Raw genomic sequence first — 25266 nt, forward strand, 5'->3', positions numbered from 1 at the left:
GCAAGGGGGAGATTGGCAGCTTCGGCGCTGCACCCATTCTGCAACGTGGAAGATTGGCGAAAGCCGGCGCGCAGTCCGATCTCACCCCCTTGTGGGGGAGATGGCCGGCAGGCCAGAGGGGGGCGCTGTCCCGCCGGCCTTTCAGACTTCTTCGCGTCGACATGACGAAGCCGAAGGGTGAAAACGGCTTCCAATACTGGCGCAAGACGTTATCTATGGCGCGGGGCGGCTCCACCCTCAACAATCATTCACGAGGACACCATGACAATACGCGCTGTCGTCTGGGGCGAGAACATCCATGAGCGAACCAACGAGGTGGTGGCCGGCATCTATCCGGAAGGCATGCACGCCGCCGTCGCCAGCGCGCTGAATGCCGACAAGGCGATCTCCGCCTCGACCGCGACGCTGGAGCAGCCGGAGCACGGGCTGCCGGAGGCGCGTCTCGCCGAGACCGACGTGCTCGTCTGGTGGGGCCACAAGGACCATGGCGCGGTGGCCGACGAGGTGGTCGAGCGCGTCGCCCGCCGCGTCTTCGAAGGCATGGGGCTGATCGTGCTCCATTCCGGCCATTTCTCGAAGATCTTCAAGCGGCTGATGGGCACGCCCTGCACGCTAAAATGGCGGGAGGCCGGCGAGCGCGAGCGGCTCTGGGTGACGAGCCCGAGCCATCCGATCGCGGAAGGCATCGGCGAGTTTTTCGAGCTCGAGAATGAGGAGATGTATGGCGAGCAGTTCGCCGTGCCGGAGCCGCTCGAGACGGTTTTCATTTCCTGGTTCCAGGGCGGCGAGGTGTTCCGCTCCGGCCTGACCTATCGCCGCGGCGCCGGCAACGTCTTCTACTTCCGTCCCGGCCACGAGACGTATCCGACCTACCACGACGCGACCGTGCACAAGGTGCTGCGCAATGCGGTGAAGTGGGCGCACAATCCGCAAGGGTCGAAGCCGGCCATCCTCAACGCCCCCAACGTGCCGGTCGAGAAGGCGCTGGAGCCGATCGTCGAGCGCGGCGGCAAGCTGCATGCGGTCGGCGAGGCCGGCTTCCGCTAAAGCAATTCCAGGAAAAGTGCCCAACGGTTTTCCGTCCGGAATTGCGACAAGCAAGAAAGCAATTCCAGGAAAAGTGCGCAGCGGTTTTCCGTCTGGAATTGCGTGAAAATAACGATTAGACCACATCCGCCTATTTCATTGAATCGAACCAATTCGCTCGGAGGGGCAAAATGCGGCTTTTGATACTCGGTACCGGCTGGATGGCGCAGGAGCATGCCCGCCGCTTCAGCGCCATCGAAGGCGTCGACATCGTCGGCGCGGTCGATGTCGACCCGGCGCGCGTCGGCGAATACGCCGATGCCTACAAGATCCCCAAGCGCTTCACCTCGTTGGAGGCGGCGCTCGACTGGGGCGGTTTCGACGCGGTCGCCAATGTCACGCCCGACCGCATCCATCACCCGACCACCATGGCGCTGATTAACGCCGGCAAGCCGGTGCTGTGCGAAAAACCGCTGGCCGAGAATTTCGGCAAGGCCATCGAGATGGCCGCCGCCGCGGAGGCCGCCGGCATCGTCAACATGGTGAACCTCACTTACCGCAATGTCGCGCCCTTGCAGAAAGCCCGCCAGATGGTGCAGGCCGGCGAGATCGGCACGGTGCGCCATGTCGAAGCCTCTTATTTGCAGAGCTGGCTGGTGTCGAAATTCTGGGGCGACTGGCGCACCGATCCGAAGTGGCTGTGGCGGCTGTCGCGCAACCACGGCTCGAACGGCGTGCTGGGCGATGTCGGCATCCACATCCTCGATTTCGCGAGCTATGGCGCAGCCCTCGACATCGACCATGTCTTCTGCAGGCTGCGCGCCTTCGACAAGGCGCCGGGCAACCGTATCGGCGAGTACGAGCTCGACGCCAATGACAGCTTCGCCATGACGCTCGACTTCGCCAACGGCGCCTTCGGCATGGTGCATGCCAGCCGCTGGGCGACCGGCCACCTCAACGAGCTCAGACTGCGCATCTATGGCGACAAGGGCGGCATCGAGGTGGTGCACAATCTGAACGGCTCGCTGCTCAAGGCCTGTGTCGGCGGCAATGTCGAGAATGCCAAGTGGGAAGAGCTCGACGCCGGCACCGTGCCGACCAACTACCAGCGCTTCGTCGATGCGGTGAAGAGCGGCGTGCAGACCGAGCCGAACTTCCGCCACGCCGCGGGTCTGCAGAAGGTGCTGGACCTTGCCGTGGTGTCGGACGAGAAGCGCGCCGAGCTGAGGGCCCACGCGGACACGCAGTGACGGTTGAGCGCTAAACTCCCTTCCTTGCGGATTCCTTGCGGGGGAGATTGGCGGTTTCCGCGCACAATTCTTTCAATGATTTCTTGAAGCGTGGACGGACCGTTTCGTGGTTTGATGCGGCCACGAATTCGGGAGGGAGGCTTCATTGACCGATTACATCGCGTTGCCGAAGGCAGAAGTGCACATCCACGTCGAGGGCTGCTTCGAGGCCGACGACGTGATCAGGAATTGCCAGGAGGCCGGCATTCCGCTGCGCGCGCCGCGCGACAGGCTCTTCGAGGCGCACGACCTGAAGAGCTTCCTCGAGATGCTCGACTGGCTATGCGGCACGTTCCGCACACGTGAGCAACTGGCCATCACCGCTTACAAGTTTGCGCGGCGAATGGCCAAAAGCGGCGTGCGTTACGCCGACGTCATCGTCAACCCGACCCACTGGCCGCACTGGCACAGCAACATCCCCGGGATGATCAACGCGTTCGATGCAGGGTTCGCGGCCGCCGAGCAGGATGGATACCCGCCGGTCGGGCTTTGCGTCAGCCTCTTGCGCACCCAGTCGGCCGAAGACGCGATCGAGCTGGTGGAACTGTTGAGCAGGATCAGGCACCCGCGCGTCGTTGCCCTCTCGATCGACGGAAACGAAGCGGCGGCCGGCCGCACTGGCCCGCGCTTCGCCGAGGCGTTCCGCCGCGCCGCGGCGGCCGGATTGCGGCGGACCGTCCATGCCGGCGAGTCGAGCGGTCCCGAAGGCGTCCGCGATGCAATCGAATTGCTTGGCGCCGACCGCATCGACCATGGTGTGCGGGCGATCGAGGAGCCGGCTCTGGTCGACCTGCTTGCGCAGAGACGGATTCCTCTTGGCGTCTGCCCGATCTCGAACGTCGCGCTCGGCGTCTATCCGTCGCTTGCCGAACATCCGATCGACGCCCTGCGCAAGGCCGGTGTGCCCGTCTCGATCAACACCGACGATCCTGCGCTGCTCGACACGACGCTCGAAGCCTCTTACGCCGCCTGCGCCGACACCTTTGGCTGGAACAGCGAAACCATCCGCCAGCTCGCCGCGACCTCGGTGCATGCTAGCTACGCCAATCCTGCGCTAAAGGCGCAGATACTGGCGGATTTGGCGGTCTGGCGGGCCTGACAAAGCTCGACTTCTCGGTGTCTCGGAGAAGCAGGTTGGCGTTCTACGGCGCCCCCTCTGTTCTGCCGACGCGGCCAGGCATCTACCCGGTGCGATAAATCCCTATCGCCGCCCGTACCAGTGCCGCATTCCCGTCGGCGACACTCCCGTCCGGCAATTCCTTGCCGTCCTCCAGCCCAACCCGGGTTGAAAACTTCCGCGCCGCCGCGCGCTCGACGAAGGGCCACACGGTCGCGTCCTCGCCATGCAGCAGGATCGAGCGCCGGATGCCCTCGCGCTGCAGCACCTTTTCGATGCCGTCGGCGACGGCAAAAGCCTCGTCCTGCGCCTGCTCGGAAATCTCGATCAGTACGCGCAGCACCCGCCTGCCATGGTCGAGGCTGGCGAGCCGCAAGGCGTCGCCGATCGATGCAAGCCCGGCCTCAATGCCGACGCCTCGGCCACGCAAGGTCTCCATCACTTCGGGCGCCGCCGCCTCGCTGAGGTTGACCGAGGCGTAGTCGGGCAGTTCATTCCAGCCGGCGATGGCCGCAAGCGTGCGCCTGTCGTCCTTCTCGATCCAGGCGCCGGTGGAGACGCCGATCAGCGTGCCGGGGCAGGCACGGCGCAGCGCCGCCACCGTCCGGTCCATCGTTTCCGGGGCGAGGCTTTCCCGGCCGTCGGCGCCGCGCGCGTGCACATGCAACTCGGCCGCACCCGCCGCGATCGAGGCCGCGCCCTCGCGCGCCATGGCGTTCGCGTCGAGGGGGAGCGCCGGATGGAAGTCGGCGGGACGGGCGCCGTTGATGCAGGCCTGGACGATCATGCGATGGCGATCCTGTTGCAATGCGAGTCTAGCGCAAGCAGGGCAAAGCGGAAACGGCCACTGGTCAGGATTGCTGACAGGCATCCGTTGTCGCCGTGATCTTCAGCGCCGCGATCCTTCGCACCCCCTCTGGCCTGCCGGCCATTTCCCCCGCAAGGCGGGAGATCAGCAGCTCCGGCGCCCGGCCATCTTCCTGCGACGCCGGAGATTGGCGAAAGCAAACACGACGTCCAATCTCCCCCCTTGGGGGGAGATGCCCGGCAGGGCAGAGGGGGGTGCCTCGCGAAGACGCTGGTAGCCTACCTCGCCGCCCGCCTCACCATCGCCGCCCCCATCGCCGCCAAGCTCCCGATCAGCACCGACAAGACCCCTGCCGGCAGCTCCGTCGGCGCAAACACAACGCGTCCGGTCCAGTCGGCGAATACCACCAGCACCGCCCCCGTTATCGCCGCGCCGATCAGTTGCGGACCGGCGCGGCGCAAGTCCATCAGCCCGGCCAGATGCGGCGCAAGCAGCCCGACTGAGCTCATCGGGCCGACGACCAGCGCCGCGGCCGCCGTCGTGATCGCCGCCAGCGCCAGCACCGCCAGTCGCGCGGCGCGCAGCGGAATGCCGAGGCTGGTCGCGATGCCGGCGCCGAGCGGCAGGATCTCCAGCCAGCGGCAGGCAAGCACCGAGAGCGCCAGCCCGGCGAGGCCGGCGCAGAGCACGACGATCGCGAAATGGAGCTCGACCCAATAAGTCGATCCGCTCAGCCAGGTGAGCACCTGGCCCGAGCGCGGATCGCCAAGCGCGAGAAACAGCAGGCTCGACGCATCCAGCAGGGCGGTGATGGCAATGCCGGTAAGCAGCAGCCGCTCCGGCGTGAAGCCGCGGTCGAGGCCGAGCAGCAGGATCGCGCCGGTGACCGTCAACGCGCCGACTGTCGCGCCAAGAAGCTGCAGCCCGGCGCTGGCATCGGCAAAGATGAGCAGCACCGCGATCGATCCCATGGCGACGCCGCCGCCGATGCCGAGGATTTCCGGGCTCGCCATCGGGTTGGCGAACAGGCGCTGGACGAGGCAGCCGGCGACGCCGAGCCCGAGGCCAGAGCCACAGGCAGCGATGACGCGCGGCAGGCGCCAGGCAAAAGCCTCCGGATAAAGACCGAAGCCGTCGGGCGCGCGGCCGAGGAGGAAGGCGAGAGCAAGCACAAGAGCGAGCGCGATGGCCAGACCGGCAAGCACGACCATCGGCCGCCTTGCGCTGCCGCCGCCAAGACGAGTGGCGATCCCTCCGCCCGTCTCCAGCATCAGGCGCGGCACGCGGCGCAGCAAGAGGATCAGCATCGGCGCGCCGATCAGCGCGGTGACGGCGCCGGTCGGCAGGTTCGCCGCCTGGTCGGGCGGCAGGCGCTGGATGAGCTGGTCGACGAGGAGCACGAGGGCAGCGCCCGCCAGCGGCGCGGCGACCTTCCAGGTGGCGAAACCGTCGCTCGACTGCAATTGCAGACCGTCGAGGAAGTAGCTGCTGACCTGCGAGGAGAAGCCGCGGATCAGGAACCAGTCATTGCGCGTGTCGTTGCCGAAGGTTTCCGAGCGGATGCCCGGCGAATAGCGCGTGGCTTCGACCACGCTGCGCGCGGCCTGGTCCTCGATCTGCCGGCTGCCGACGACGCTCACCGCTTGCGGTGTCTTCTCCAGCGGCTGGTCGGATTTGCCGGCGCCGGCGTCTTTCTTGGCCTTGTAGCCGTCGAAGTCGGCGCTGCCGTTGCCGGCCTCTCCTTCGATCTCGATCGGCGCCAGCACGTCCTGTTTCTCCTGTGCCAACGCATGTGGCGCATGCAGGAAAGTCGTTGCCAGCAAAAGCCCTGCCAGAACGCGCCGATTGGCCATTGCGAAATCCCCATCTCGAAAAAGCCGGGGGCAGCGCTATGCAAGATGAGTAAAATAGTCAACTTTTAATTTGTCGGGCAAAACGAGGCGGCGGGGGAGGTTTGCTGATCTCCCCCCGATCAGCAGGGCTGGCTCTACCCAGATGCTCCGCCCGCAGCTTCTCTTTCATCGGCGCTAGGGCCGGCTCGCCGCCGGCCGCGAGGTCATTGGCGACCCGAGCCAGCTCGTCGTCCGCCTTGCGATATTTGCTGCCCCAGGCGCCAAGCGTCGCCAGCACCGGCAACAGATCGATGCCGGCCTCGGTCAGCCGGTAGATCGCCTTCAGCCCGTGGGTCGGATCGTCGCTGCGGGTGAGGATGCCTTCGCCCTGCAATGTCTGCAGCCGCTCGGCGAGCGTCCGCGACGAGATGCCTTCGTCCGATTGCAGGAATTCGCGAAAATGCCTTTTCCCGGCGAAGACAAGGTCGCGGATGATGAGCAGCGTCCATCGGTCGCCGATGAGCTCGAGCGACAGGCTGATCGGGCAGCCGGACCTTTCCCTGGTCGACATAAAGGTGGTTCCATTTGTAAATCGCTTTACTATTGACACCATTCTCCTTGCGCGTCAAATGATCCCAAAAGTAAATCGTTCGGGGAAACATGAGGAGGACCGCGCAATGAAGAAGCTCATCTTGCAAATGCAGATCTCGGTCGACGGCTTCGTCGGCGCCGATGCACACCATCGCTGGCAGCTTTGGGAATGGGGCGACGAGAGCGACTGGGATGCCGAGCTGAAAGCGGACTTCAACGCCGTGTTCGAAGCCATCGACACCATCTTGCTCAGCCGCAAGATGGCCGGGGAGGGCTATCTGAACCACTGGGGCAATGCGGCAAGGAAATTTCCACAGGACCGCTTCTACGCTTTCGCCCAGCGCATCGTCGAAGCTGAGAAGGTGGTGCTGAGCGCCAGGCTGAAGGCCTCGCGGTGGGAGCGCGCGCGGGTCGCCGGCGGCGAACTCGCGCGTGAGGTCAGCGCCCTCAAGACTGGTGAGGGCGGCGACATCGCCGCCTTCGGCGGTGCCGGCTTCGCCTCGGCGCTGATCGCCGCCGGGCTGGTCGACGAGTTCCAGCTCTTCATCAATCCGGCGGTGCTGGGCAGCGGCCGCCGCATCTTCGATCAGGGTGGCTTCGGCAGGCTGAAGCTCATCAGCTCGAAAGCCTATGCCTGCGGCATGGTGGTGAACCGCTACGCGCCGGCCGGGTGAGGACCTGAATCAATCCGGCAGCGCGCCGTCTCAACCGCTTGTTCGCTCGCCTTTTCCAGGCCGACGGCGTGCCGTCGGTGTTCTGCCTCACCCGCCAGGACGCGACTGCAGCGCGTTGGTTTTTCGACACCCGGCTTCATCATTGGCCGCGGCCGTGAACCGCTGGGCTTCATGCGACGTCAGGCCGATGAGCACGCGCCCGGCATGTTCGGCGGGCTGGTCATTGGTCGTATCAAACACCGCCCAGCTCTGATGGGGCGGCTCCTGCACCGCTACGAATCTCATTTGAGCCCCCGCTCTGAAGAGATGCTAATGTAGCAGATGCTTTCTGGCCGCCTGTGAAAGAGGCCACACAAACAAGACGTGTCCACCGATTATTTTGACCGGAGGGAAAGTCTGCCGGTCTGCGGCGCGCTTTGAGCCGCCCTCACTGCCCCGCCTGGTCGGCGTCGGTCAGCGTGCCGAGGAAGGCGACGATGTCGTCGACCTCGGCGTCGGTCAGCGCCGGCTTGTCGCCGGGTTTCCTGCGGTTGAAGGGCGGGTCCGTGTTGAGGTTTCCCCAATAAGCTTTTGGCAAGTCGTCGAACTTGTCGACGGTGCCGTCGGCGTTCCTTGGATACCAGCGGCCGGGGTCGCTGTCGCGGCTGGCATAGAACGCCACCGCCTCGCGCAGCGTGTGGAGATAGCCGTTGTGGAAGAAGCTTTTGCGCAGCGCGACGTTGCGCAGCGTCGGCGTCTTGAACAAGCCGCAATATTCGCCGCGGCCCTTGAAATCGGTGCGCAGCGGGCCGCACAGGCCGAGGTCGAAATAGTTGGGGTCGGCATTGGCCGGGATCGCCGGGTTGCGCGGCACGGCGATCGCGATCAGGCCGTAATCGGTGAATTGCGGCGGCTCGCCGTCGTTTGCCGGTTCGCTTAAATGGCAGCTTGCGCAATTGCCCTTGCTCTCGTCCTCGAACAGCGCGCGGCCGTGCAACTCCTGCGCGGTCAAGGTCGCCTTGCCGGCGAGGAAGGCGTCGTAGCGGCTGGAATAGGGATAGAAATCGGCGCTGCTCTGCTCGAAGGTGCCGAGCGCCTCCACCGCGGCGTCGAAGGCATCTTGCGGATGGTCGAAGACATCGTCGCCGAACGCCGCCTTGAAGGCATCGGCATAGGGCGTCTTGCGCAAGGCGGCGACCACGGCGGCTTCATCCTTGTTGCCCATCTCGAAGGGCGACAACAGCGGGATCCTGGCCTGGTCCTTGCCGTGGTCGGCGCGGCCGTCCCAGGTCAGCCCGCCGGTCGGGCCGTTGTCGACGCTCTCGTCGCCCTCGTCCTCGGAATCATAAAAATGCTCACTGAAGGCGGGCGCCGCCTGCAGGTAGCGCAGCGACGGCACGGCGCGCAGGCCAGGCTGGTCGAGATTCGGCCCGCCCATCACAACCGGCGCGGCCGAAGCCGGGCCGAAGGCATGATTGGGATCGTGGCAGGACGAGCAGGCCTGCCTGCCCGAGGCCGACAGCGCCGGATCGAAGAACATTTTTCGCCCGACCGCCGTCAGCGCCTCGGCGCGCGCGAAAGCTTCCGCGCGCGACATCGGGCCGGGGTGGACACTGCCGGCCGGCAGGCCGCCGGCGGGCCAGAGGAGGACGGTGCCGGCGAGGGCGGCAAGCGTGGCGGATTTCCATTGTGGCATTGCGGGGCGAACCAGTTTGCCTTTGCGTAGGGCCGCATTGCTACGGATTGATGACGGTTTGGGATGTGGTCATTTGCCCGCGTCGAGTTCCTTCGCGCCCCCCTGTCCGGCAGGACAGAGGGGGCACGCTGTCCCTCCAGCGTAACGGGTTAAGGACTTACAGCCGTCGGTCCACTCCCCTGTCACAAAGCTGACAATCAGCCAGCCTAGCGTCGCCTTGTTCCTCCAGCCATTCCCCAGCCACGAGGCATCCCCGATGACTAGGTCCTTCCTCTCACTTTGCCTCGCCTCAACGGCGCTGGCATCGCTCGTCGCCGTCGCGCAGGCGGCCCCTCCCGGCTACGACAAGATCGACACCGTCGTCGTCATCTACGCCGAGAACCGCAGCTTCGATAATCTCTATGGCGGCTTCCCCGGCGCCAATGGGCTCGCCAATCTCACCGCCGACCAGGTGCGTCAACTCGACCGCGACGGCACGCCGCTTGCCGAGCTGCCGCCGGCCTGGGGCGGGCTGACCGGCAAGGGCGTGACGCCGGCCGTGACCGAAGCCCAGACCGCGCATCTCGCCAATGCCGCGTTCTCGATCGACGACCCCAAGGGTTTCAACGAGGGCACCAACGTCATTACGCATGATCTCTGGCACCGCTTCTATCAGGAGCAGATGCAGATCGACGCCGGCAAGAACGACAAGTTCGTCGCCTGGGCCGATTCCGGCTCGCTGGTCATGGGCCACTATGACGGCTCGAGCCTGCCGATGTGGGCGGTCGGCAAGAAATACGTGCTCGCCGACAATTTCTTCCAGGGCGCCTTCGGCGGCTCCTTCCTCAACCATATCATGCTCGCCTGCGCCTGCGTGCCTGTCTACCCGCATGTCGACACCGGCCCGGCGAAGGGCCAGATCGCCGTCGTCGAACCCGACGGTGTGACGCTGAAGGTGGCCGACAACTCGCCGGCCTCGGCTCTCGGCGGCGTGCCGAAATTCGTCAATGACGGGGCGATCACGCCGGACTTCCACGTCGTCAACACCATGCAGCCGCCTTACCAGCCTAGCGCCAACAAGCCGGCCGAGGGCGGCGACAAGGCGCTTGCCGATCCGGCGCAGCCGACCACGCTGCCGCCGCAACACGACATCACCATCGGCGATCTGCTCTCGCTCAAGGGGATTTCTTGGGCCTGGTATAGCGGCGCCTGGCAGGCCACGCTCGACGGCAAGAACACCACGCCCGTGCCGAACTTCCAGTTCCATCACCAGCCCTTCAATTATTTCGCGCCCTATGCGCCGGGCACAGCCGCGCGGGCCGAACACCTCAAGGACGGTGGCCTCGACGGGGTCGAGTTCATCAAGGCGATCGACGACGGCAAGCTGCCGGCCGTCACCTTCTACAAGCCGCAGGGCAATTTGAACGAACACGGCGGCTATGCCGACGTGTCCTCCGGCGACAAGCACCTCGCCGACCTCGTCGCGCATCTGGAGAAGAGCCCGCAATGGCCGCACATGCTGGTCGTCGTCACTTATGACGAGAATGGCGGCTTCTGGGACCATGTCGCGCCGCCCAAGGCCGACCGCTGGGGCCCGGGCAACCGCGTCCCGGCCTTCATCATCTCGCCCTATGCCAGGATGGGCACGGTCGACCACACGCAATACGATACCACCTCGATCCTGCGCTTCATCACCGCCCGCTACGACCTGCCGGTGCTGCCGGGCCTCGTCGTCCGCGACAAGGCGCTGCGCAACAACGACCAGCCGCCGATGGGCGACCTGACGGCCGCGCTCGATTTGACGAAGTGAAGCGCCTTTCCTCTCCCTCCGCGAATGCGGGGGGAGAGGTGGCCGCGCAGCGGCCGGAGTGGGGGTCTTCGCAGGGCATCTACCCCAAGAACTATCGAGGCCGCGCCAGCCCCCCACTCCGTCTCGGCTTCGCCGAGCCACCTCTTTCGTAGGGGAGAGGAAACGCTAATCGCCCAAGGCCTGCCTCTACGATTGCCTCCATGAATTCCCGTCCGCTATCAATGGCCTCCCAATTGGAGGCCGTGTGATGGCAGAGCTAAAGATCAGAACCCGCGCAACCGGCGCTTCCGCCGTCCTGCCGCCGGGCGGCCTGCCGGCGGTGACGACACCGACCGGCGGCACGGTCGGCGTGGTGACGTCGGTGAGCGCGCCGGGCTTCAACCCGCTCGACCTGCTTTACGCTTCGTTAGCCGCCTGCATGGTGCTCAGCGCCCGCATCGCCGCAACGCGTCTCGGCGTCGCCGACCGGCTCGGCGAGGTGAGGGCGGATGTCGGCGGCGAGAAGGCCAAGGACGAGCCGTCGCGCGTCGAGACATTCAACATCAGGCTGGAGATTGCAGGCGACCTCGACGCGGCCACCAAGCAGCGCATCGTCGAGGATGCCGAGACGATCTGCACCGTCTCCAACACGCTGCGCGACGCGCCCGCGCTGCACGCGACGCTGGGGTGAGGGCGATGGCGCATCTTTCCCCGATCGACTACGCGACGGCATCGCCGGAAATCCGCGCCGAGCACGACAGGGAACTCGCGCTGCGCGGCCGCATGACCAACATGAAGCGCATCCTGCTTCATTCGCCGGCCGCCCACCGCATCTATGCCGAATGGTTCACACTGCGCGATCTTCTCAGGCCCACGCTCCACGACCGCGCCATCTGTTTGTTCTCGATGGCGATTTCCGAGACGTTGCGCGCGGAGGTTCCGGTTACCTTCTTTCGCCGCGCGTTGATCGACTCAGGCCTCGATCCCGAAGCGATCCAGCCCACTACCGACGAGGCCCTGCTGATCGCCTTCGGCAGGACGATCGCCGCCGATGCGAATGCCGTCCCGGACGAAATCTGGGCGGCGCTCAAGGCGCGCCACGACGAGACGCTCTTGGTCAATCTCGTCGCCTTCGCCGGCATCATGGTGGCGACCTGCGTGTTCACCAATGCGGTGAAGGTGGACCTGGATCCGGAGCTGGAGGGGTATCGCAAACCTTCTCCTTCTCCCCTTATGTGAGGGGAGAAGGGGAGACCGCCCGCCTCCGCACGAATCGGGTGGCCGCCGCGTCGCCTCCGCCCCACTTTGATCACGATCAAAGGAGGCGCTCATGACCATCCACTCCCTGAACACCAAGCGCGCCGGCCGCTCCGCCGAATCCCGCGTCGTCGCGCAGGACTGGCGCGCCTTGGTCTCCGACCTCGACGCCCATGGCTGCGCGGTCATGCCCGGCCTGCTCTCGCCCTCGGAATGCGCCGAAATCGCAGCGCTTTATCCGCATGAGGAGCATTTCCGCAGCCATGTGGTGATGGCGCGTCACGGCTTCGGCAAGGGCGAATACCGCTATTTCCGCTATCCGCTGCCCGATCTGATCGAGGGCCTGCGCACCGCGCTCTATCCGCGGCTCGCCACTGTCGCCAATGACTGGAACGAGAAAATGGGCGCCGCGCTGCGCTATCCGTCAGATCACGCGGCCTTCCTGAAGCGCTGCCACGACGAGGGCCAGGTGAAGCCGACGCCGCTTCTGCTGCAATACGCCCCCGGCGATTTCAACTGCCTGCATCAGGACCTCTACGGCGCGCTCGCCTTTCCGCTGCAGGTGGCGATCCTCTTGTCCCAGCCCGGCCAGGATTTTACCGGCGGCGAATTCGTGCTGACCGAGCAACGCCCGCGCATGCAGAGCCGCGCCGAGGTGGTGCCGCTGAAGCGCGGCGACGCGGTGATCTTCGCGGTGCATAACCGGCCGGTGCAAGGCACCAAGAGCTATTACCGGGTCAATCTCAGACACGGCGTCAGCCGGCTGCGCTCCGGGCAGCGGCATACGGTGGGGATCATCTTCCACGACGCGGAGTAGAGCGCGGCGACCGAGCTGCTGATCTCGCCCCTTGTGGGGGAAATGCCCGGCAGGGCAGAGGCGCGCGCTGTCCCGCCGACTTCTCAACCCATCACAGATCGAAAACTGCGAAGGCTCTCGCCGTTCGCCAGACACCGCATGCTGGCGATCCTTCGCGCCCCCCTCTGGCCTGCCGGCCATCTCCCTCACAAGGGGGAGATCAGCTGTCATCGGCGCCTTCGCCAATTTTTACCGTCTCATCTGCGGCGCTTCGGCCTCTTCCATAGCAGGCGTCGTTCGCGTATTGCGCTGGCAAATCCCGCCATCCCCGCGCAACTCCCCGGACCGCCCCATGATCCGTCTCGAAAGCATCGGCAAGCAGAACGGCCGGCAGATCGTCTTCATCGAAGCCTCGGCCGCCTTGCAGAAGGGCGAGAAGATCGGGCTGGTAGGTCCGAACGGCGCCGGCAAGACGACGCTGTTCCGCATGATCATCGGCCGGGAGCAACCCGACGAAGGTCAGGTCTCGGTCGATCGCGGCGTCACCATCGGCTATTTCAGCCAGGATGTCGGTGACATGGGCGGCATGAGTGCCGTCGCCGAAGTCATGGAGGGAGCAGGACCGGTCAGCGCGGTGGCCGCCGAGATGCGCGAGCTCGAGCATGCCATGGGCGACCCCGACCCCGCCGCCGAGATGGATGCAATCATCGAGCGCTACGGCGAGCTGCAGCACCGCTTCGAGGAGCTCGACGGCTATGCGCTCGATGGCCGCGCGCGCGAGGTTCTGGACGGCCTTGGCTTCTCCCAGGAGATGATGGACGGTGACGTCGCGAAACTCTCCGGCGGCTGGAAGACGCGCGTCGCGCTCGCCCGCATCCTGCTCATGCGGCCCGACGTCATGCTGCTCGACGAGCCGAGCAACCATCTCGACCTCGAAAGCCTGATCTGGCTGGAGAAATTCCTCAAGGATTATGACGGCGCGCTCTTGATGACCTCGCACGACCGCGAGTTCATGAACCGCATTGTCACCAAGGTCATCGAGATCGACGCGGGCGCGCTCACCTCCTATTCCGGCAATTACGAATTCTACCAGGAGCAGCGCGCGCTGGCCGACAAGCAGCTGCAGGCGCAGTTCGAGCGCCAGCAGGCGATGCTTGCCAAGGAGATCGCCTTCATCGAGCGCTTCAAGGCGCGTGCTTCCCATGCCGCCCAGGTCCAGAGCCGGGTGAAGAAGCTCGACAAGATCGACCGCGTCGAGCCGCCCAAGCGCCGTCAGACGGTGGCCTTCGAGTTCCAGCCGGCGCCGCGCTGCGGCGAGGACGTGGCGACGTTGAAGGGTATCCACAAATCCTATGGCAGCCGCACCATCTATTCAGGTCTCGACTTCCAGATCCGCCGCCGCGAGCGCTGGTGCGTGATGGGCGTCAACGGCGCCGGCAAGTCGACGCTTTTAAAGCTGATCGCCGGCGCCTCCGAACCGGACGAGGGCACCGTGGCGCGCGGTCCGAGCGTCAAGATGGGCTATTTCGCCCAGCACGCCATGGAGCTCCTCGACGGCGAGCGCACCGTGTTCCAGACGCTGGAGGACAATTTCCCGCAGGCCGGCCAGGCGCCGCTACGCGCGCTCGCCGGCTGCTTCGGCTTTTCCGGCGACGAGATCGAGAAGAAATGCCGCGTGCTCTCAGGCGGCGAGAAGGCCAGGCTGGTGATGGCGTTGATGCTGTTCGATCCGCCGAACCTCCTGGTGCTCGACGAGCCGACCAACCACCTCGACATGGCGACCAAGCAGATGCTGATCGAGGCGCTCGCGCAATACGAAGGCACGATGCTGTTCGTCTCGCACGACCGGCATTTCCTGGCGGCCCTTTCCAACCGCGTGCTGGAGCTCACGCCCGACGGCATCCAAACCTATGGCGGCGGCTACACGGAATATGTCGCCCGCACCGGCCAGGAGGCGCCGGGCCTAAGGGGGTAGACTCACCCCTTCGGCAACCCGCGCTCGATCAGCCTCGCAAGCCGCGCCGAGAACGCCTTGGCGTCCGCCGGCTTGTCGCCGTCGAGCACGCGCGCCTCGTCATAGAGGAGATGCGCGGCGTCTTCCTTGAAGGCGCGCTCCTCCTTGCCGAGCTTCGCCAGCGCCAGCACGCGCTCGTGCCGCGGGTTGATCTCGAGGATCGGCCTGGCGGCCTTGTCGAGGCGGCCGGCGGCATTGAGCAGCCTCTCGAACTGACGGTCGGGGCCATGCTCCGGCGCGACCAGGCAGACGGCGCTCTCGGTCAGGCGGTCGGAGGCCTTCACATCCGAAACGGCATCACCCAGCGCCGTCTTCATGAAGGCAAGGAAGGTCGCGATTTCGGACGAGATTTCGGCATCCGGCTTTGAATCAGTGTCGAGCAGCGGGATCTCCGAAAGCTCGGCCGCGCCCTGCGTCACCGACTTGAACGGCTTGCCCTCGAACTCCGGCCCCATCGTCGTCCAGAAACTGTCGACCGGGTCGGTCAAAAGCAGCACCTCGATGCCGCGCGCTTTGAAACCTTCGAGCTGCGGTGATGCTTCGAGCCGGGCGCGGTCGTCGCCGGCCATGAAGAAGATCGCCTTCTGCCCTTCCTTCATCGCGGCGACATAGTCGGCGAGGCTGCGCAGGTCTTCGCCGGAAGCCGTCGAGCGGAAGCGCGCGAGCTTCAGCAGCTGCTCGCGCCGCTCGTAGTCCTCGTAGAGCCCTTCCTTGATGACGACGCCGAAATTCTCCCAGATCTTGGCGTAGGCCTCAGCATCGTTCTCGGCTGTTTTGGCGAGGTCGCCGAGAACGCGATTGGTCACGCCCTTGCGTATCGAGGCGAGCAGTGGGCTTTCCTGGATCATCTCGCGCGAGACGTTGAGAGGCAGGTCGGCGGAATCGACCAGGCCGCGCATGAAGCGCAGGTAGCGCGGCAGGACATCGGCATCGTCGGTGATGAAGACGCGCCGCACATAGAGCTTCATGCGGCCCTTGCGGCCCTGGTCGAAAAGGTCGAACGGCCGCGAGCCCGGCACGAAGGCAAGCGCGCTGTATTCCTGCCGGCCCTCGGCGCGGAAGTGAATGGTGGCGGCCGGCTCGTCATACTGGCCGGCGAGGCTGCGGTAGAAGTCGGTATATTCCTCAGGCTTGATGTCGTTCTTCGGCCTGACCCACAGCGCGGTGCCGTCGGCGATATCGCGCGGCTCGGCACCCGGCTTCTCGACAAGCGTGATCGGCACCGGCACATGGCCGGAGTGCGACTTCGCCAATCCCTCAAGCCGGTAAGGCGTAGTGTAGGAGGTCGCATCGTCCGTCAGATGCAGCACGACGCGCGTGCCGCGCTTGGGCGCTGCCGCAAGCGGCACGGACGCGATCTCGTAGGTGCCCTTGCCGTCTGACGACCAGCGCCAGGCTTCCTCGCTGCCGGCCTGGCGGCTGATGACGTCGACATGATCGGCCACCATGAAAGCGGAGTAGAAGCCGACGCCGAACTGGCCGATCAGTGCCGAGTCTTCCGCCGCCTTGCCCGCCTCGACGCGTTCGATGAAGGCGCGCGTGCCGGAGCGGGCGATCGTGCCCAGCGCCTCCGCCATCTCGTCGCGGCCCATGCCGATGCCATTGTCCTCGACGCAGAGTTGCCTGTTGTCCGGATCGGCGGAGATAGTGATGCGGGGCTTTGCGTCCTCGCCCAGCAGCTCGGGACGGGTGATCGCCTCGAAGCGCAGCTTCTCCCAAGCATCCGCCGCGTTGGAGATCAGCTCGCGCAGAAAGACATCCCGGTCCGAATAGACCGAATGCACCATCATGTGCAGCAGCCGCGATACGTCCGCCTCGAATATCCTGGTTTCAGCCTGTTTGGTGTCCGTCGTCATTCAAAAATTCCTGCGCACTCTGTCCGCCGCGCCAGCACGCGCCGGTTCAATCTTTCAGCCAGTCTTGCTTGTGCTGGAGGCCCCGCCTGCCAGCGCCGCCGGCGCCAGCGAAACCATGTCGGGAAGGAGAATATCGTGGCGGCGGGCGAAGGCAACCAGGGTCGCCCTGACCGTTTCGGCGTCGATCTCGCCGGCAATGCCGGCCCTGCAGGCGTTGAGAGCGATTGCATGCGCGCTGCTCCTGTTCGCCGCCAGCCAGTCCTGAAGCAGGGCAAAGGCTTCCATCACCGTCTCGATCCGTACCGGCAAGCCCATGCCGACGAGAATGGTGACGGGTTCTTCAAAGCGGTCGTGTTCCATGGTCCGAAGCTCCTTTCGATTGCGGCGCCATCGGACCGGGGCGAAGACCGCCGGCAAGGGGTTGGCGACGCGGGTAGGGCAACTGCAGGACGATGCCGCGCGGCTCCGGAAGCTTGATCTCGGGCGCCGAGGCTTGAACCGCTTCTATCGGGCCAACCTGCGCCATGGATCTGGGCTGGTTCAGGCTCGGCGGCGGCAGCGCCCTGTGGGCCTTGACCAGGGCCTCCAGCCAGGCGGCGATCACAAGCGGCGCCCGTGCGCGACCGTCAAACCAGCGCGCCACCTCGCTTAGGGGATGATCCAGCTCCTCAGCCAGATCGGCGACTTCCCATCTCAGCAACTTCAAGCACTCGCGCAGTCGTCCTGCAATCACGGTCGTCCTCTTTTGGCACGCCGCACCGGATGCCATTCCACCGGTGCGGCGCGGTTGACTCAAATGACCTCGCCTGCGCAGGCGAGGTCCGCCTTGCCGTTCAGCCCTTGGCCGACGTCGCCACTGCCGAGACCTGCTGCGCCGCCAGGAACATCAGCGTCGAGGCGGCGGTACGGCGGCTCCAGCCGGCCGATTCGGCCGCGTCCAGCAAGCCCGCAAGCAGTGGCTGCAAAGCGTTGCGGCACTCCGCCTCATAGGCGAGGAACTCGCTTGGCGCATGTGTCGGCGCCGGGACCGGACCGGTGCCGCTCGTCACATCCATGATAGCCTCCCATCTGTCGTAAAGCGCCCGCTCCCGAAGCCGGGAGCGGGCCGTTGGTCAGCGTCTTAGAAGTCCATGCCGCCGCCGGCGGGCATGGCGGATGCAGCTTCCTTCTTCGGCTTCTCGGCCACCATCGCTTCGGTGGTGACGAGCAGGCCGGCGATCGAGGCGGCATCCTGCAGCGCGGTCCGTACGACCTTGGCGGGGTCGATCACGCCTTGGCTGTAGAGATCGCCATATTCGCCGGTCTGGGCGTTCCAGCCATAGGCGAACTCGGCGTTTTCGCGCAGCTTGCCGACGACGATCGAGCCTTCCGCCCCGCTGTTCTCGGCGATCTGGCGTGCTGGAGCCTCAATGGCGCGCCGCACGATGTCGACGCCGTATCTCTGGTCAGTGTTGTCGACGGCCACCGCGTCGAGCGCCTTGGCGGCCCGAAGCAAGGCCACGCCGCCGCCGGGCAGGATGCCTTCCTCGACCGCGGCGCGGGTTGCATGGACGCCGCGCAGCATGCGCTCGCGCGCATCGGAATGGAATCTCACTTCCTTGGCAGCCATTGGATCACTCCTTCACTAGGCAGCTTTCATTGACTGGATCGAGTTGCGGCTGAGCCGGTTCAGGCCGCCTTTTCCAACGCGGATGTCTGCTCGATCACACCCATCACGTCGCTTTCCTTCATGATGAGCAGGTCTTCGCCATTGAGCTTGATCTCGGTGCCCGACCACTTGCCGAACAGGATCCGGTCGCCGACCTTGACGTCGAGGGGGATGAGCTTGCCGCTCTCGTCGCGGGCGCCCGGACCGACGGCGATGACTTCGCCTTCCTGCGGTTTTTCCTTGGCCGTGTCGGGAATGATGATGCCGCCGGCCGTCTTCTCCTCGGCCTCGGTGCGGCGGACGAGCAGACGGTCGTGCAATGGACGGAACGTCATATCGTTCTCCTTCTGGACAAACAGATTGTGAGAGGTTCCCCCGCTCCGAACCGGGAAGGATCGGAGCGGGGCTCGCGAATCCTTTCGGCATCGCGCATGTGGATTTGGTTTTGTCCGTTCGGGTTTCAAGAGGCCGCGAAAAATTTTTTGGCACTCGCCACGGCCGAGTGCTAGTCGCCTGAAAACATAGCCCTAATCGGAACGCGGGCTGCGCTTTTACGCTTGAATTTTCCAGACGGCAGAACAAAAATCATTCGAACCCTCGCTACCGGGTGAGGGCGTTGAAACCCCGGAACCGTCAAAGGGAGTTTTTTGGAAGACGGAGGACCAAGATGGGCAGACAGGATCCCTTGCCGATCATCCCTTCTCTCGACCCAGAAAAATCCGACCTTGCGCTGGACCGGCTGCTGTCGCCGGCAACGCATTTCAGGCATCCCGACGAGGTCCTGAAGGACGACACTCTCGACCTTCAGGAAAAGCGGGCGATCCTGTCGTCCTGGGCCTCGGATGCTTGCGCCGTTGAATCCGTGCCGGCGCTGCGCCAGCGGCCGGGAAGCGACCAGCCGGTCTCCTTCGACCAGATCATGGATGCGCTATGCCGGCTCGATGTCGTAGCCGCGCCATCGAAGTCCATGGGGCATCGTCGGCACATCCTAAATCGCCTGGATGCATGACGTCGCAGGTCAAGGAGAAGTATATGACAGCGTGAGTTGGAGGGCGCGCCAGAGCGTGGAACGGTTCCCTTGCACGACGGGTTGGTCCGCCCACAGCCAAGCGTGCGCGATAAGACATGGCCGCCTGACCCCAAGACCGGTGAGGCCTTCTTCGACGCGGCTCAGGCCGCATGCATCGCGCGGCCGGGCGAACGCCGCTGCCCGCATTGGGGGGCACTTGCTGCGCCTGGCGCAGATGCCGCTGGCGGAACCTCGCGCAAGCGTCTGGAAATCCATGATAACCTTAATTTCTTCCTTCTTTTGGGTAGGCTTCCCGCGCGGAAGGTAAAGGGCTAGATTAGCAATTCGTTAAGTAATACGGCGGGTGTGAGCGTAAGAGGTGTGCCGTTATGAATTTCAAATCCCTGATCAAGCGAGCCGAAAACGTAGACAAGGAATTCCAGGAGCTCCAGTCGGATCTGGCGGAAGCTTTCGAGGAATGTCTCGCGGCTGACGAACAGACGTCCCTGGAAGACGATGCGGCCGCCGACGTGGCGGCAAGCGAAGAGGATCCGCCGGGCGAAGCCCAGTCCGTGGCTTCCGCCTCGCGGCTGACGCCGCACACCCAGACACGGTTGGCCGCCCTGGAAGCCGTTGCCGGGCTTTTCCGCGACGGACAGGGCCATCTGGAGGAGATCGGGGCGAGGCTGGCCGAGATCGCTACCGCCCATCAGCTGACGCGCGAGATCCTGAACGTCCTGCATCGCGATGCGCTCCGCGCCAACGAGCTGGAGCTGGAGAACGCCGCTCTGGGCGCCGAACACAAGGCCTTGTCGGAACAACTGCTCGACGCCGCGCGGAAGCAACGCGAACGCGACGGCGCGGCCGAGGCCTGGCAGCAGCGCGAGGCAAGCCTTGTCCAGGACCGGGCGTCGCTGCGCGAGGCGCTCGCGGCGGTGCGGCTCGAGCTGGTCGAGATGGGCAATGAGAGCGCCAGGCGCGAGGCGGAGTTCGGCGAGATCGTCAAGGCGCTGACGGCCAAGACCGTCGAAGCCGACAAGCGCGCCGCCGAGAACAAGCTGCTTCGCGAAAAGCAGGTCGGGCTTTCGGTCGACCTAGAGCAGGCGCAAAAGCGCGAGGCCGAGGCTCGGCACAAGTTCGACGAGTTCGCGGCAACCCACGCCAACGAAACCGCGCGAATTTCCGAGCTGATGGCCCAGCTCGGCAATCACGAAAAGGAAGAGGCGCGGCTGCAGAAGTCGCTCGAGATCACGCAGGCCAAGCTTGCCGAGGTAACCGAGGCGGCCAGCATCGCCGAAAGCGATGGCGCCTCGGAGCTGGCGCGGAGCCAGGCGGAGCTGCGCGGCTTGCGCTCCGAGATCCAGGAGCTGCAATCGCGGCTGGAGCAGGCCTCCAACGACAAGACCGAAGCCGCGGCCGAGACGATAAGGCTCAAGGCACGGTTGAACGATGCCGAGACCGAACGGCAGATCGCGGAGGAAAGGCTGGCCGTCCTCAGGAACGAGAGCGAAATCGACAAGAAGAACCTGTCGGTGGTCAGCACCAACCTATCGCAGCTTTCGCTGCAGCAGGCGTCCGAACAGATCCAGCTCGATATCCAGAAGCAGGAATGCGAGGATCTGCGCGCCGAGATCGCGACGCTCAACGCCCGCATCAAGGAGCTCTTGCCTTACGAGCGGCTCCATAGGGTGACGGATGCGAGGGCCCGCAAGGACGTTGCGGCCGTGACCAACGGCATCATCGCGGAGGCCGCACGCCCGACCCCACGGCGCAATAGCCGACGCACCCTGCGCGCCAACGGGGCCTGAAAGGCCGAGTTTCGGCACCCGCGTCGCCGGCTATCCGGGAACGCCTACTTGCCGGCCATATGGTCGGCGAGCTGCTGCGCCTCGGCAAGCACCGCCGGGAAGGCCGGGTCGCCCGGCAGGCGCTCGCCCATGCAGGCGCGATAGTCGCCGTCGCCTTTTTCCCAGGCGGCGTTGGCGGAATCATAGGCCTGCTGGTCCTTGAGGTCCGAGCCCTGATAGGTCTCCTGGAATTTCTGGGCGGCCGCGTCCGCCGCGGTCCAAACGGCCTCGCAGGCCGCGATCTTCGGCACGGGCGGCGATGCGGGTGCCTCGGCGATCAGGACGCGGTCGCCTTTGACCACCGCAACGACGACCTGCTGGTCGTAGATCGGCCCGACATCCTGCGTCCAGCCGCCGAGCCTGGCGACGGCGATATCGGCGCCTTCGGGCGTCTTCAGCGAAAAGTCGAGCGTCTTCACGAAAGCGGCGTCGGCGCCGATGGCCTGGGTATAGAAGGCATCAAGCTTGAGCGCCTCGTCGAGGCCGGCGGGCAGCTTGAGGCTTTCATCCTCCTCTTCGGCCCTGGACTGCAGCCAGCGCCCGGCGAGCCCGCGCGTCGTCGCAACGATGCTGGGGCCTTCGTCGCTCCTGGCGTATCGCAGCCCGTCCAGCATGCCGAAGCCGATATCGGAAGCGCTGAGGCTTTCGAGATTGATCGTGCCGGTTGCCGGAAAATCCTTAACGGAAAGCGGGCCGAGAATGGCGGAGAGCCGTTTCTCGAGATCGGCCAGCGCCTTGGTGTTCGCGGCATCGAGTGTTTCCACCTGGGCGTTCGAGCTTTCCAGCGCCGCTATTTCGGAAATCGCCTTGTCGCGCGCGGCGATATAGTCGTCCTCCGGCGAGGCCGCGAGCGCCGTGCCGCCCGCGAGCGCGAAGACAAGCATCCAGACCAGCCGCATGATGTAACCTCCACCTTCGGTCGTATTGAGAAGACTATGCGGATTTGAAGACAAGATTGGGCTAAAAGAAGACCGCGAGCGCCGGCGCAATCTCCCCCCTTGCGGGGGAGATGTCGCCGAAGGCGACAGAGGGGGTCGCCGCGCGTGGGGCGCCAACATTCTCTTTGCGTCCGCAGGCCGTAGGCGCTCGACGTGAGACGACCCCCTCTGGCCGCTTCGCGGCCATCTCCCCCGCAAGGGGGGAGATTGGCGCCTCACCCCTTCCGCTTCTCCACCTCCACCTTCCGCAGCAGAAACCGCTGGATCTTGCCGCTCGGCGTCTTCGGCAGCTCGGCGACGAACTCCACCTCGCGCGGATAGGAATGCGCCGAGAGCCGCTTCTTCACATGCTGGGCGAGCTCCTCCGCAAGCACCTCGCTGCCTTTGTAAGCGGGCGCCAGAACGACGAAGGCCTTGACGATCTCGGTGCGCTGCGGGTCCGGCACTCCGACTACTGCCGCCTCGTTGACTGCCGGATGCTCGATCAGCGCGCTTTCGACGTCGAACGGGCCGATGCGGTAGCCGGCCGAGGTGATGACGTCGTCGGCGCGGCCGATGAAGGAGACGGAGCCGTCCGGCTCATACTCCACCGTGTCGCCGGTGCGGTAATAGCCGCCAGATATCGCCGGGGTCTCCGCCTGGTGGTAGCCGTCGAACCAGCGCAGCGGCGATTGCGCGATATCGACCGCCAGCACGCCCTGCTGGTTGGGGCCGAGCTCGCGTCCTGCCTCGTCCAGCACCACCATGCGGTAGCCCGGCATGGCAAACCCGGCCGAGCCCGCGCGCACGGGATGCGTCAGCCCGTGATGGTTGTTCACCATCATGCCGTTCTCGGTCTGGCCGTAATGGTCGTGGATCGGTGCGGCGAGGTGGGCGTCGAACCAGCGGATCACCTCCGGATTGAGCGGCTCGCCGGCGCTGCTCACCACCCGCAGCCTGCCCTTGACGCGGGCGGCCGCCTCAGGCCCTTCCGCCATCAGCAGGCGATAGGCGGTGGGCGAGCCGGCAAGGCTGGTGACGCCGAGCCGCTCGATGATGTCGTAGGTGCTTTTGGCGTTGAAGGCGCCTTCATAAAAGGTCGTGGCGATGCCGAGCAGCAGAGGCCCGGTGATGGCGTAATATAGCCCGTAGGCCCAGCCAGGGTCGGCGATGTTCCAGAACACGTCGTCGGCGCGAAGCCCCATCGCGTCGCGCATATACGCGCCGAAGGCGAGCAGGGCGCGGAGCGGCACCGGCACGCCCTTGGGATGCCCCGTCGTGCCGGAGGTCGACATCATCATGAACAGGTCGTCGCCCTTGCGCATCGCCGGTTGGCAATCGGGGGAGGCCGCGGCAAGGGCGGCGCGGAAATCGATGTCTCCTTCGGGCAGGGCGTCGGCGGGGGCGAGGATAGTCGCGATACGCGGGTGATTTTCCACCTCGTCGAGCTTGCCGCGATTGGCGGGGTTGGTCACCACAAGCTTCGCCATGCTGTAGCCCAGCCGATGCTCGATCGCTTTCGGGCCAAAGGCGGTGAACAGCGGCTGGTAGACGGCGCCGATGCGCCACACGCCGAGGATCAGCGCCACCAGTTCGGGGATGCGCGGCAGCATGCCTGCCACGACGTCGCCGGGGCGCACGCCCAAATCCTTGAGCATGTTGCCGACGCGGCCCGACATGCCGGCGAGATCGTCGAAGCTGAGCTCGCGCAGCGCGCCGCCGGCCGAGATCGCGCGCAGCGCCAGCCGGTTTTCGCCGGCATAGCGGCCGCAGCATTCGACATAGGCGTTAATGCCGCCGGCCGGATCGCCGTCGAGCCTTGCGATCTCGTCCTCGATGCGGAAGCGCCGGACGGCATCGTCATAGGGCGGCAGCGCCGCGGGCATTTCGGTCATGGCAATCCTCCCTCGGCCGCAGGCCACCTCCGCATGGAGTGGGTTGATGAGAGATTGCCCGAAAACACGGCGCCGGTCGATTGCGGCAGCCACCGTCGCGTTTCGCATTCCTCTACCTCAATTCTGCGGCCCGGGCACAAAAGTGCGCAGCGGTTTGGATAAGACATGTATCAAGACAATAACCCAAAGCGCATCACCTGAATCCCTTCAGAGACGACGCGCCATGAAGCGGCGGCGTTGCTGGGCTCAGGATGCCTGGCCGTGGTGGAGCAGCTTGAAACAATCGCTGCTACCCGACATCGACTGCGCCAGCACCGGTTTCGAGCGATCGATCCATTCCTGCTGCGACTTGGCGTCGGCCTCGATCGCATCGGCCGGTGGAAGCGCGACAAAGCCTCGCCCCTTGCTGAAGAGCCAGCAGGCGCGGCCGAGAAACCGCCTGCTGCGCTGGCGGAGGAGGTCGGCGTCATAGAGGATGTCGAGCACCTCGTGCTTGATCTTCGGTTCCTTGTCGGGCTTGGCGACCGCCGCCTCGACCGGCTCGTCGCCGATCGCATCATGCAGGTCCTTGTAGTCGAGGCCGAGCTGGGTCGTGGCGTATTTGATCTCGTTCTCGTCGCGCACGATGTTGAACCACAGCGTCGGATCTAGCTCGTTGACGACAAAGGTGGCTTCGAGGTCGCGCGACAGGTTCAGGATGTCGAAGTCTCGAACATCGACGTCACGTTCGACCAGCAGGAGATTTTCGACCTGCTTGCCGAGCTCGGCTCCCTTGGCGCTGACCGCGGCGTTGTTTCCGCCGTGTTCGGGACTGACATAAGCGCCGCCCTCATCCAGCACCTCGTCGAACTCGCCGAGCGTTTCGATGACGGGGGCGCCGCGGGCAATACGCGCCGCCAGCTTGGCGAGAACCTGCTGCAGCTCGGTCTCGCGTTTGCGCTGGTCCTGATAGTTCTGCTGGAAGAAGAAGATGAACAGGGAAACGCCGATGCCGATCAGGATCACGCTAAGCTGCGAAAAGACGTTGCGGTAATATTCCAGCAGCTTTTCGCGATGGCGTATTTCGTCGCGCACGCTGTGCGCCACATGAAGATTGACGATCAGCGAAAGGATCAGCCGCCCGGCGCCAACCAGGATGAGCCCGCCGATGAGAAGGTAGCCATGGCCTGCGCTGAAATCCATCCGTCTCGCCCCCGAAGCCCGCGCCAAGTTAGACCCAATTTTGTTGCGCTCAAAGGTAGGAGACA

At 65.3% G+C, this 25266-nt stretch carries 24 protein-coding genes and 1 pseudogene; 11 read left to right on the forward strand and 14 right to left on the reverse strand.

The genetic code is table 11. The annotated features are described in order from the left end of the window. Positions 1-261 precede the first annotated feature (261 nt). The 3 genes from EH240_RS23315 (at position 262) to add (ending at position 3414) form a co-directional block, all read left to right on the forward strand. Positions 262-1047 (forward strand): ThuA domain-containing protein, encoded by a 786-nt coding sequence (locus EH240_RS23315; protein WP_125003000.1) that lies wholly within the window; start codon positions 262-264, stop codon positions 1045-1047. Positions 1048-1217: 170 nt separating this feature from the next. Beyond that, positions 1218-2276, forward strand: a complete 1059-nt coding sequence (locus tag EH240_RS23320; protein WP_125003002.1) for a Gfo/Idh/MocA family protein — start codon at positions 1218-1220, stop codon at positions 2274-2276. Between the two features lie 145 nt (positions 2277-2421). Next, positions 2422-3414 (forward strand): adenosine deaminase, encoded by a 993-nt coding sequence (add, locus tag EH240_RS23325; RefSeq protein WP_125003004.1) that lies wholly within the window; start codon positions 2422-2424, stop codon positions 3412-3414. 82 nt (positions 3415-3496) lie between these two features. On the opposite strand, the gene EH240_RS23330 is transcribed toward add, so the two are convergent. The 3 genes from EH240_RS23330 to EH240_RS23345 all read right to left on the reverse strand — a co-directional run bounded on the left by EH240_RS23330 (position 3497) and on the right by EH240_RS23345 (position 6643). Continuing rightward, positions 3497-4219, reverse strand: coding sequence for a 3-keto-5-aminohexanoate cleavage protein (locus EH240_RS23330; RefSeq protein WP_125003007.1), 723 nt, complete (start codon positions 4217-4219; stop codon positions 3497-3499). 299 nt (positions 4220-4518) lie between these two features. After that, positions 4519-6093: an iron chelate uptake ABC transporter family permease subunit gene (locus tag EH240_RS23340; RefSeq protein WP_125003008.1), complete on the reverse strand. Its 1575-nt coding sequence runs from the start codon at positions 6091-6093 to the stop codon at positions 4519-4521. A 58-nt stretch (positions 6094-6151) separates the two neighbouring features. After that, on the reverse strand, positions 6152-6643 hold the full coding sequence (locus EH240_RS23345) for a winged helix-turn-helix transcriptional regulator (protein WP_125003010.1): 492 nt from the start codon (positions 6641-6643) through the stop codon (positions 6152-6154). Between the two features lie 106 nt (positions 6644-6749). On the opposite strand from EH240_RS23345, the gene EH240_RS23350 reads away from it, so the two are divergent. Further along, positions 6750-7337 (forward strand): dihydrofolate reductase family protein, encoded by a 588-nt coding sequence (locus tag EH240_RS23350; protein ID WP_125003012.1) that lies wholly within the window; start codon positions 6750-6752, stop codon positions 7335-7337. An 87-nt stretch (positions 7338-7424) separates the two neighbouring features. On the opposite strand, the gene EH240_RS23355 is transcribed toward EH240_RS23350, so the two are convergent. Together EH240_RS23355 and EH240_RS23360 are read right to left on the reverse strand one after the other, a co-directional pair. Continuing rightward, positions 7425-7622 carry a hypothetical protein gene (locus tag EH240_RS23355; RefSeq protein WP_125003014.1) on the reverse strand — a complete coding sequence of 66 codons (198 nt, stop codon included), beginning with the start codon at positions 7620-7622 and terminating at the stop codon, positions 7425-7427. A 142-nt stretch (positions 7623-7764) separates the two neighbouring features. Then, entirely contained in the window at positions 7765-9012 is a 1248-nt protein-coding gene (locus EH240_RS23360) for a cytochrome-c peroxidase (RefSeq protein WP_125003016.1), read from the reverse strand. A 256-nt stretch (positions 9013-9268) separates the two neighbouring features. On the opposite strand from EH240_RS23360, the gene EH240_RS23365 reads away from it, so the two are divergent. The 5 genes from EH240_RS23365 to EH240_RS23385 all read left to right on the forward strand — a co-directional run bounded on the left by EH240_RS23365 (position 9269) and on the right by EH240_RS23385 (position 14808). Continuing rightward, entirely contained in the window at positions 9269-10801 is a 1533-nt protein-coding gene (locus EH240_RS23365; protein ID WP_125003018.1) for an acid phosphatase, read from the forward strand. Between the two features lie 247 nt (positions 10802-11048). Next, positions 11049-11471: an OsmC family protein gene (locus tag EH240_RS23370; protein ID WP_125003020.1), complete on the forward strand. Its 423-nt coding sequence runs from the start codon at positions 11049-11051 to the stop codon at positions 11469-11471. Between the two features lie 5 nt (positions 11472-11476). Then, on the forward strand, positions 11477-12019 hold the full coding sequence (locus tag EH240_RS23375) for a carboxymuconolactone decarboxylase family protein (protein ID WP_125003022.1): 543 nt from the start codon (positions 11477-11479) through the stop codon (positions 12017-12019). Between the two features lie 91 nt (positions 12020-12110). After that, positions 12111-12854, forward strand: a complete 744-nt coding sequence (locus EH240_RS23380; protein ID WP_125003024.1) for a 2OG-Fe(II) oxygenase — start codon at positions 12111-12113, stop codon at positions 12852-12854. 331 nt (positions 12855-13185) lie between these two features. Further along, positions 13186-14808, forward strand: coding sequence for an ABC-F family ATP-binding cassette domain-containing protein (locus tag EH240_RS23385; protein WP_125003025.1), 1623 nt, complete (start codon positions 13186-13188; stop codon positions 14806-14808). Between the two features lie 2 nt (positions 14809-14810). Here the strand turns inward: EH240_RS23385 and htpG are convergent, their stop codons facing one another. The 6 genes and pseudogenes from htpG to groES all read right to left on the reverse strand — a co-directional run bounded on the left by htpG (position 14811) and on the right by groES (position 18686). Further along, positions 14811-16703 (reverse strand): molecular chaperone HtpG, encoded by a 1893-nt coding sequence (gene htpG, locus EH240_RS23390; protein ID WP_125003027.1) that lies wholly within the window; start codon positions 16701-16703, stop codon positions 14811-14813. Positions 16704-16757: 54 nt separating this feature from the next. Continuing rightward, complete coding sequence (locus EH240_RS23395; protein ID WP_125003028.1) at positions 16758-17063, reverse strand: DUF982 domain-containing protein; 306 nt, start codon at positions 17061-17063, stop codon at positions 16758-16760. Continuing rightward, positions 17044-17409 (reverse strand): hypothetical protein, encoded by a 366-nt coding sequence (locus EH240_RS38535; protein ID WP_206075318.1) that lies wholly within the window; start codon positions 17407-17409, stop codon positions 17044-17046. Before EH240_RS38535 ends, EH240_RS23395 begins: the two co-directional genes overlap by 20 nt. A gap of 127 nt (positions 17410-17536) precedes the next feature. Further along, positions 17537-17758, reverse strand: coding sequence for a hypothetical protein (locus tag EH240_RS23405; protein WP_125003030.1), 222 nt, complete (start codon positions 17756-17758; stop codon positions 17537-17539). A gap of 65 nt (positions 17759-17823) precedes the next feature. Next, a pseudogene (locus EH240_RS23410) lies at positions 17824-18282 on the reverse strand (TCP-1/cpn60 chaperonin family protein); the annotation flags it as partial. Positions 18283-18371: 89 nt separating this feature from the next. Next, positions 18372-18686 (reverse strand): co-chaperone GroES, encoded by a 315-nt coding sequence (gene groES, locus EH240_RS23415; protein WP_125003032.1) that lies wholly within the window; start codon positions 18684-18686, stop codon positions 18372-18374. A 332-nt stretch (positions 18687-19018) separates the two neighbouring features. On the opposite strand from groES, the gene EH240_RS23420 reads away from it, so the two are divergent. Next, positions 19019-19360 (forward strand): hypothetical protein, encoded by a 342-nt coding sequence (locus EH240_RS23420; RefSeq protein WP_245436316.1) that lies wholly within the window; start codon positions 19019-19021, stop codon positions 19358-19360. A gap of 389 nt (positions 19361-19749) precedes the next feature. Further along, entirely contained in the window at positions 19750-21168 is a 1419-nt protein-coding gene (locus EH240_RS23425; protein WP_125003034.1) for a coiled-coil domain-containing protein, read from the forward strand. 44 nt (positions 21169-21212) lie between these two features. Here the strand turns inward: EH240_RS23425 and EH240_RS23430 are convergent, their stop codons facing one another. The 3 genes from EH240_RS23430 to EH240_RS23440 form a co-directional block, all read right to left on the reverse strand. Beyond that, a complete protein-coding gene (locus tag EH240_RS23430; protein ID WP_125003036.1) occupies positions 21213-22106 on the reverse strand; it encodes a hypothetical protein in 894 nt (297 codons plus the stop codon). A gap of 254 nt (positions 22107-22360) precedes the next feature. Further along, the gene (locus tag EH240_RS23435) at positions 22361-24019 is read right to left on the reverse strand and encodes an acyl-CoA synthetase (RefSeq protein WP_125003038.1); all 1659 of its coding nucleotides are present in this window, start codon (positions 24017-24019) and stop codon (positions 22361-22363) included. Positions 24020-24265: 246 nt separating this feature from the next. Next, positions 24266-25201 (reverse strand): hypothetical protein, encoded by a 936-nt coding sequence (locus EH240_RS23440; protein WP_125003040.1) that lies wholly within the window; start codon positions 25199-25201, stop codon positions 24266-24268. Positions 25202-25266 lie beyond the last annotated feature (65 nt).

It is taken from the genome of Mesorhizobium tamadayense, from assembly GCF_003863365.1.
GTDB lineage: Bacteria > Pseudomonadota > Alphaproteobacteria > Rhizobiales > Rhizobiaceae > Mesorhizobium > Mesorhizobium tamadayense.

Coding starts and splice junctions, on each gene's coding strand:
- EH240_RS23315 (WP_125003000.1), top strand. CDS start 262: ATGACAATACGCGCTGTCGTCTGGGGCGAGAACATCCATGAGCGAACC.
- EH240_RS23320 (WP_125003002.1), top strand. CDS start 1,218: ATGCGGCTTTTGATACTCGGTACCGGCTGGATGGCGCAGGAGCATGCC.
- EH240_RS23330 (WP_125003007.1), bottom strand. CDS start 4,219: ATGATCGTCCAGGCCTGCATCAACGGCGCCCGTCCCGCCGACTTCCAT.
- EH240_RS23340 (WP_125003008.1), bottom strand. CDS start 6,093: ATGGCCAATCGGCGCGTTCTGGCAGGGCTTTTGCTGGCAACGACTTTC.
- EH240_RS23345 (WP_125003010.1), bottom strand. CDS start 6,643: ATGTCGACCAGGGAAAGGTCCGGCTGCCCGATCAGCCTGTCGCTCGAG.
- EH240_RS23350 (WP_125003012.1), top strand. CDS start 6,750: ATGAAGAAGCTCATCTTGCAAATGCAGATCTCGGTCGACGGCTTCGTC.
- EH240_RS23355 (WP_125003014.1), bottom strand. CDS start 7,622: ATGAGATTCGTAGCGGTGCAGGAGCCGCCCCATCAGAGCTGGGCGGTG.
- EH240_RS23360 (WP_125003016.1), bottom strand. CDS start 9,012: ATGCCACAATGGAAATCCGCCACGCTTGCCGCCCTCGCCGGCACCGTC.
- EH240_RS23365 (WP_125003018.1), top strand. CDS start 9,269: ATGACTAGGTCCTTCCTCTCACTTTGCCTCGCCTCAACGGCGCTGGCA.
- EH240_RS23370 (WP_125003020.1), top strand. CDS start 11,049: ATGGCAGAGCTAAAGATCAGAACCCGCGCAACCGGCGCTTCCGCCGTC.
- EH240_RS23375 (WP_125003022.1), top strand. CDS start 11,477: ATGGCGCATCTTTCCCCGATCGACTACGCGACGGCATCGCCGGAAATC.
- EH240_RS23380 (WP_125003024.1), top strand. CDS start 12,111: ATGACCATCCACTCCCTGAACACCAAGCGCGCCGGCCGCTCCGCCGAA.
- EH240_RS23385 (WP_125003025.1), top strand. CDS start 13,186: ATGATCCGTCTCGAAAGCATCGGCAAGCAGAACGGCCGGCAGATCGTC.
- htpG (WP_125003027.1), bottom strand. CDS start 16,703: ATGACGACGGACACCAAACAGGCTGAAACCAGGATATTCGAGGCGGAC.
- EH240_RS23395 (WP_125003028.1), bottom strand. CDS start 17,063: ATGGAACACGACCGCTTTGAAGAACCCGTCACCATTCTCGTCGGCATG.
- EH240_RS23405 (WP_125003030.1), bottom strand. CDS start 17,758: ATGGATGTGACGAGCGGCACCGGTCCGGTCCCGGCGCCGACACATGCG.
- groES (WP_125003032.1), bottom strand. CDS start 18,686: ATGACGTTCCGTCCATTGCACGACCGTCTGCTCGTCCGCCGCACCGAG.
- EH240_RS23420 (WP_245436316.1), top strand. CDS start 19,019: ATGGGCAGACAGGATCCCTTGCCGATCATCCCTTCTCTCGACCCAGAA.
- EH240_RS23425 (WP_125003034.1), top strand. CDS start 19,750: ATGAATTTCAAATCCCTGATCAAGCGAGCCGAAAACGTAGACAAGGAA.
- EH240_RS23430 (WP_125003036.1), bottom strand. CDS start 22,106: ATGCGGCTGGTCTGGATGCTTGTCTTCGCGCTCGCGGGCGGCACGGCG.
- EH240_RS23435 (WP_125003038.1), bottom strand. CDS start 24,019: ATGACCGAAATGCCCGCGGCGCTGCCGCCCTATGACGATGCCGTCCGG.
- EH240_RS23440 (WP_125003040.1), bottom strand. CDS start 25,201: ATGGATTTCAGCGCAGGCCATGGCTACCTTCTCATCGGCGGGCTCATC.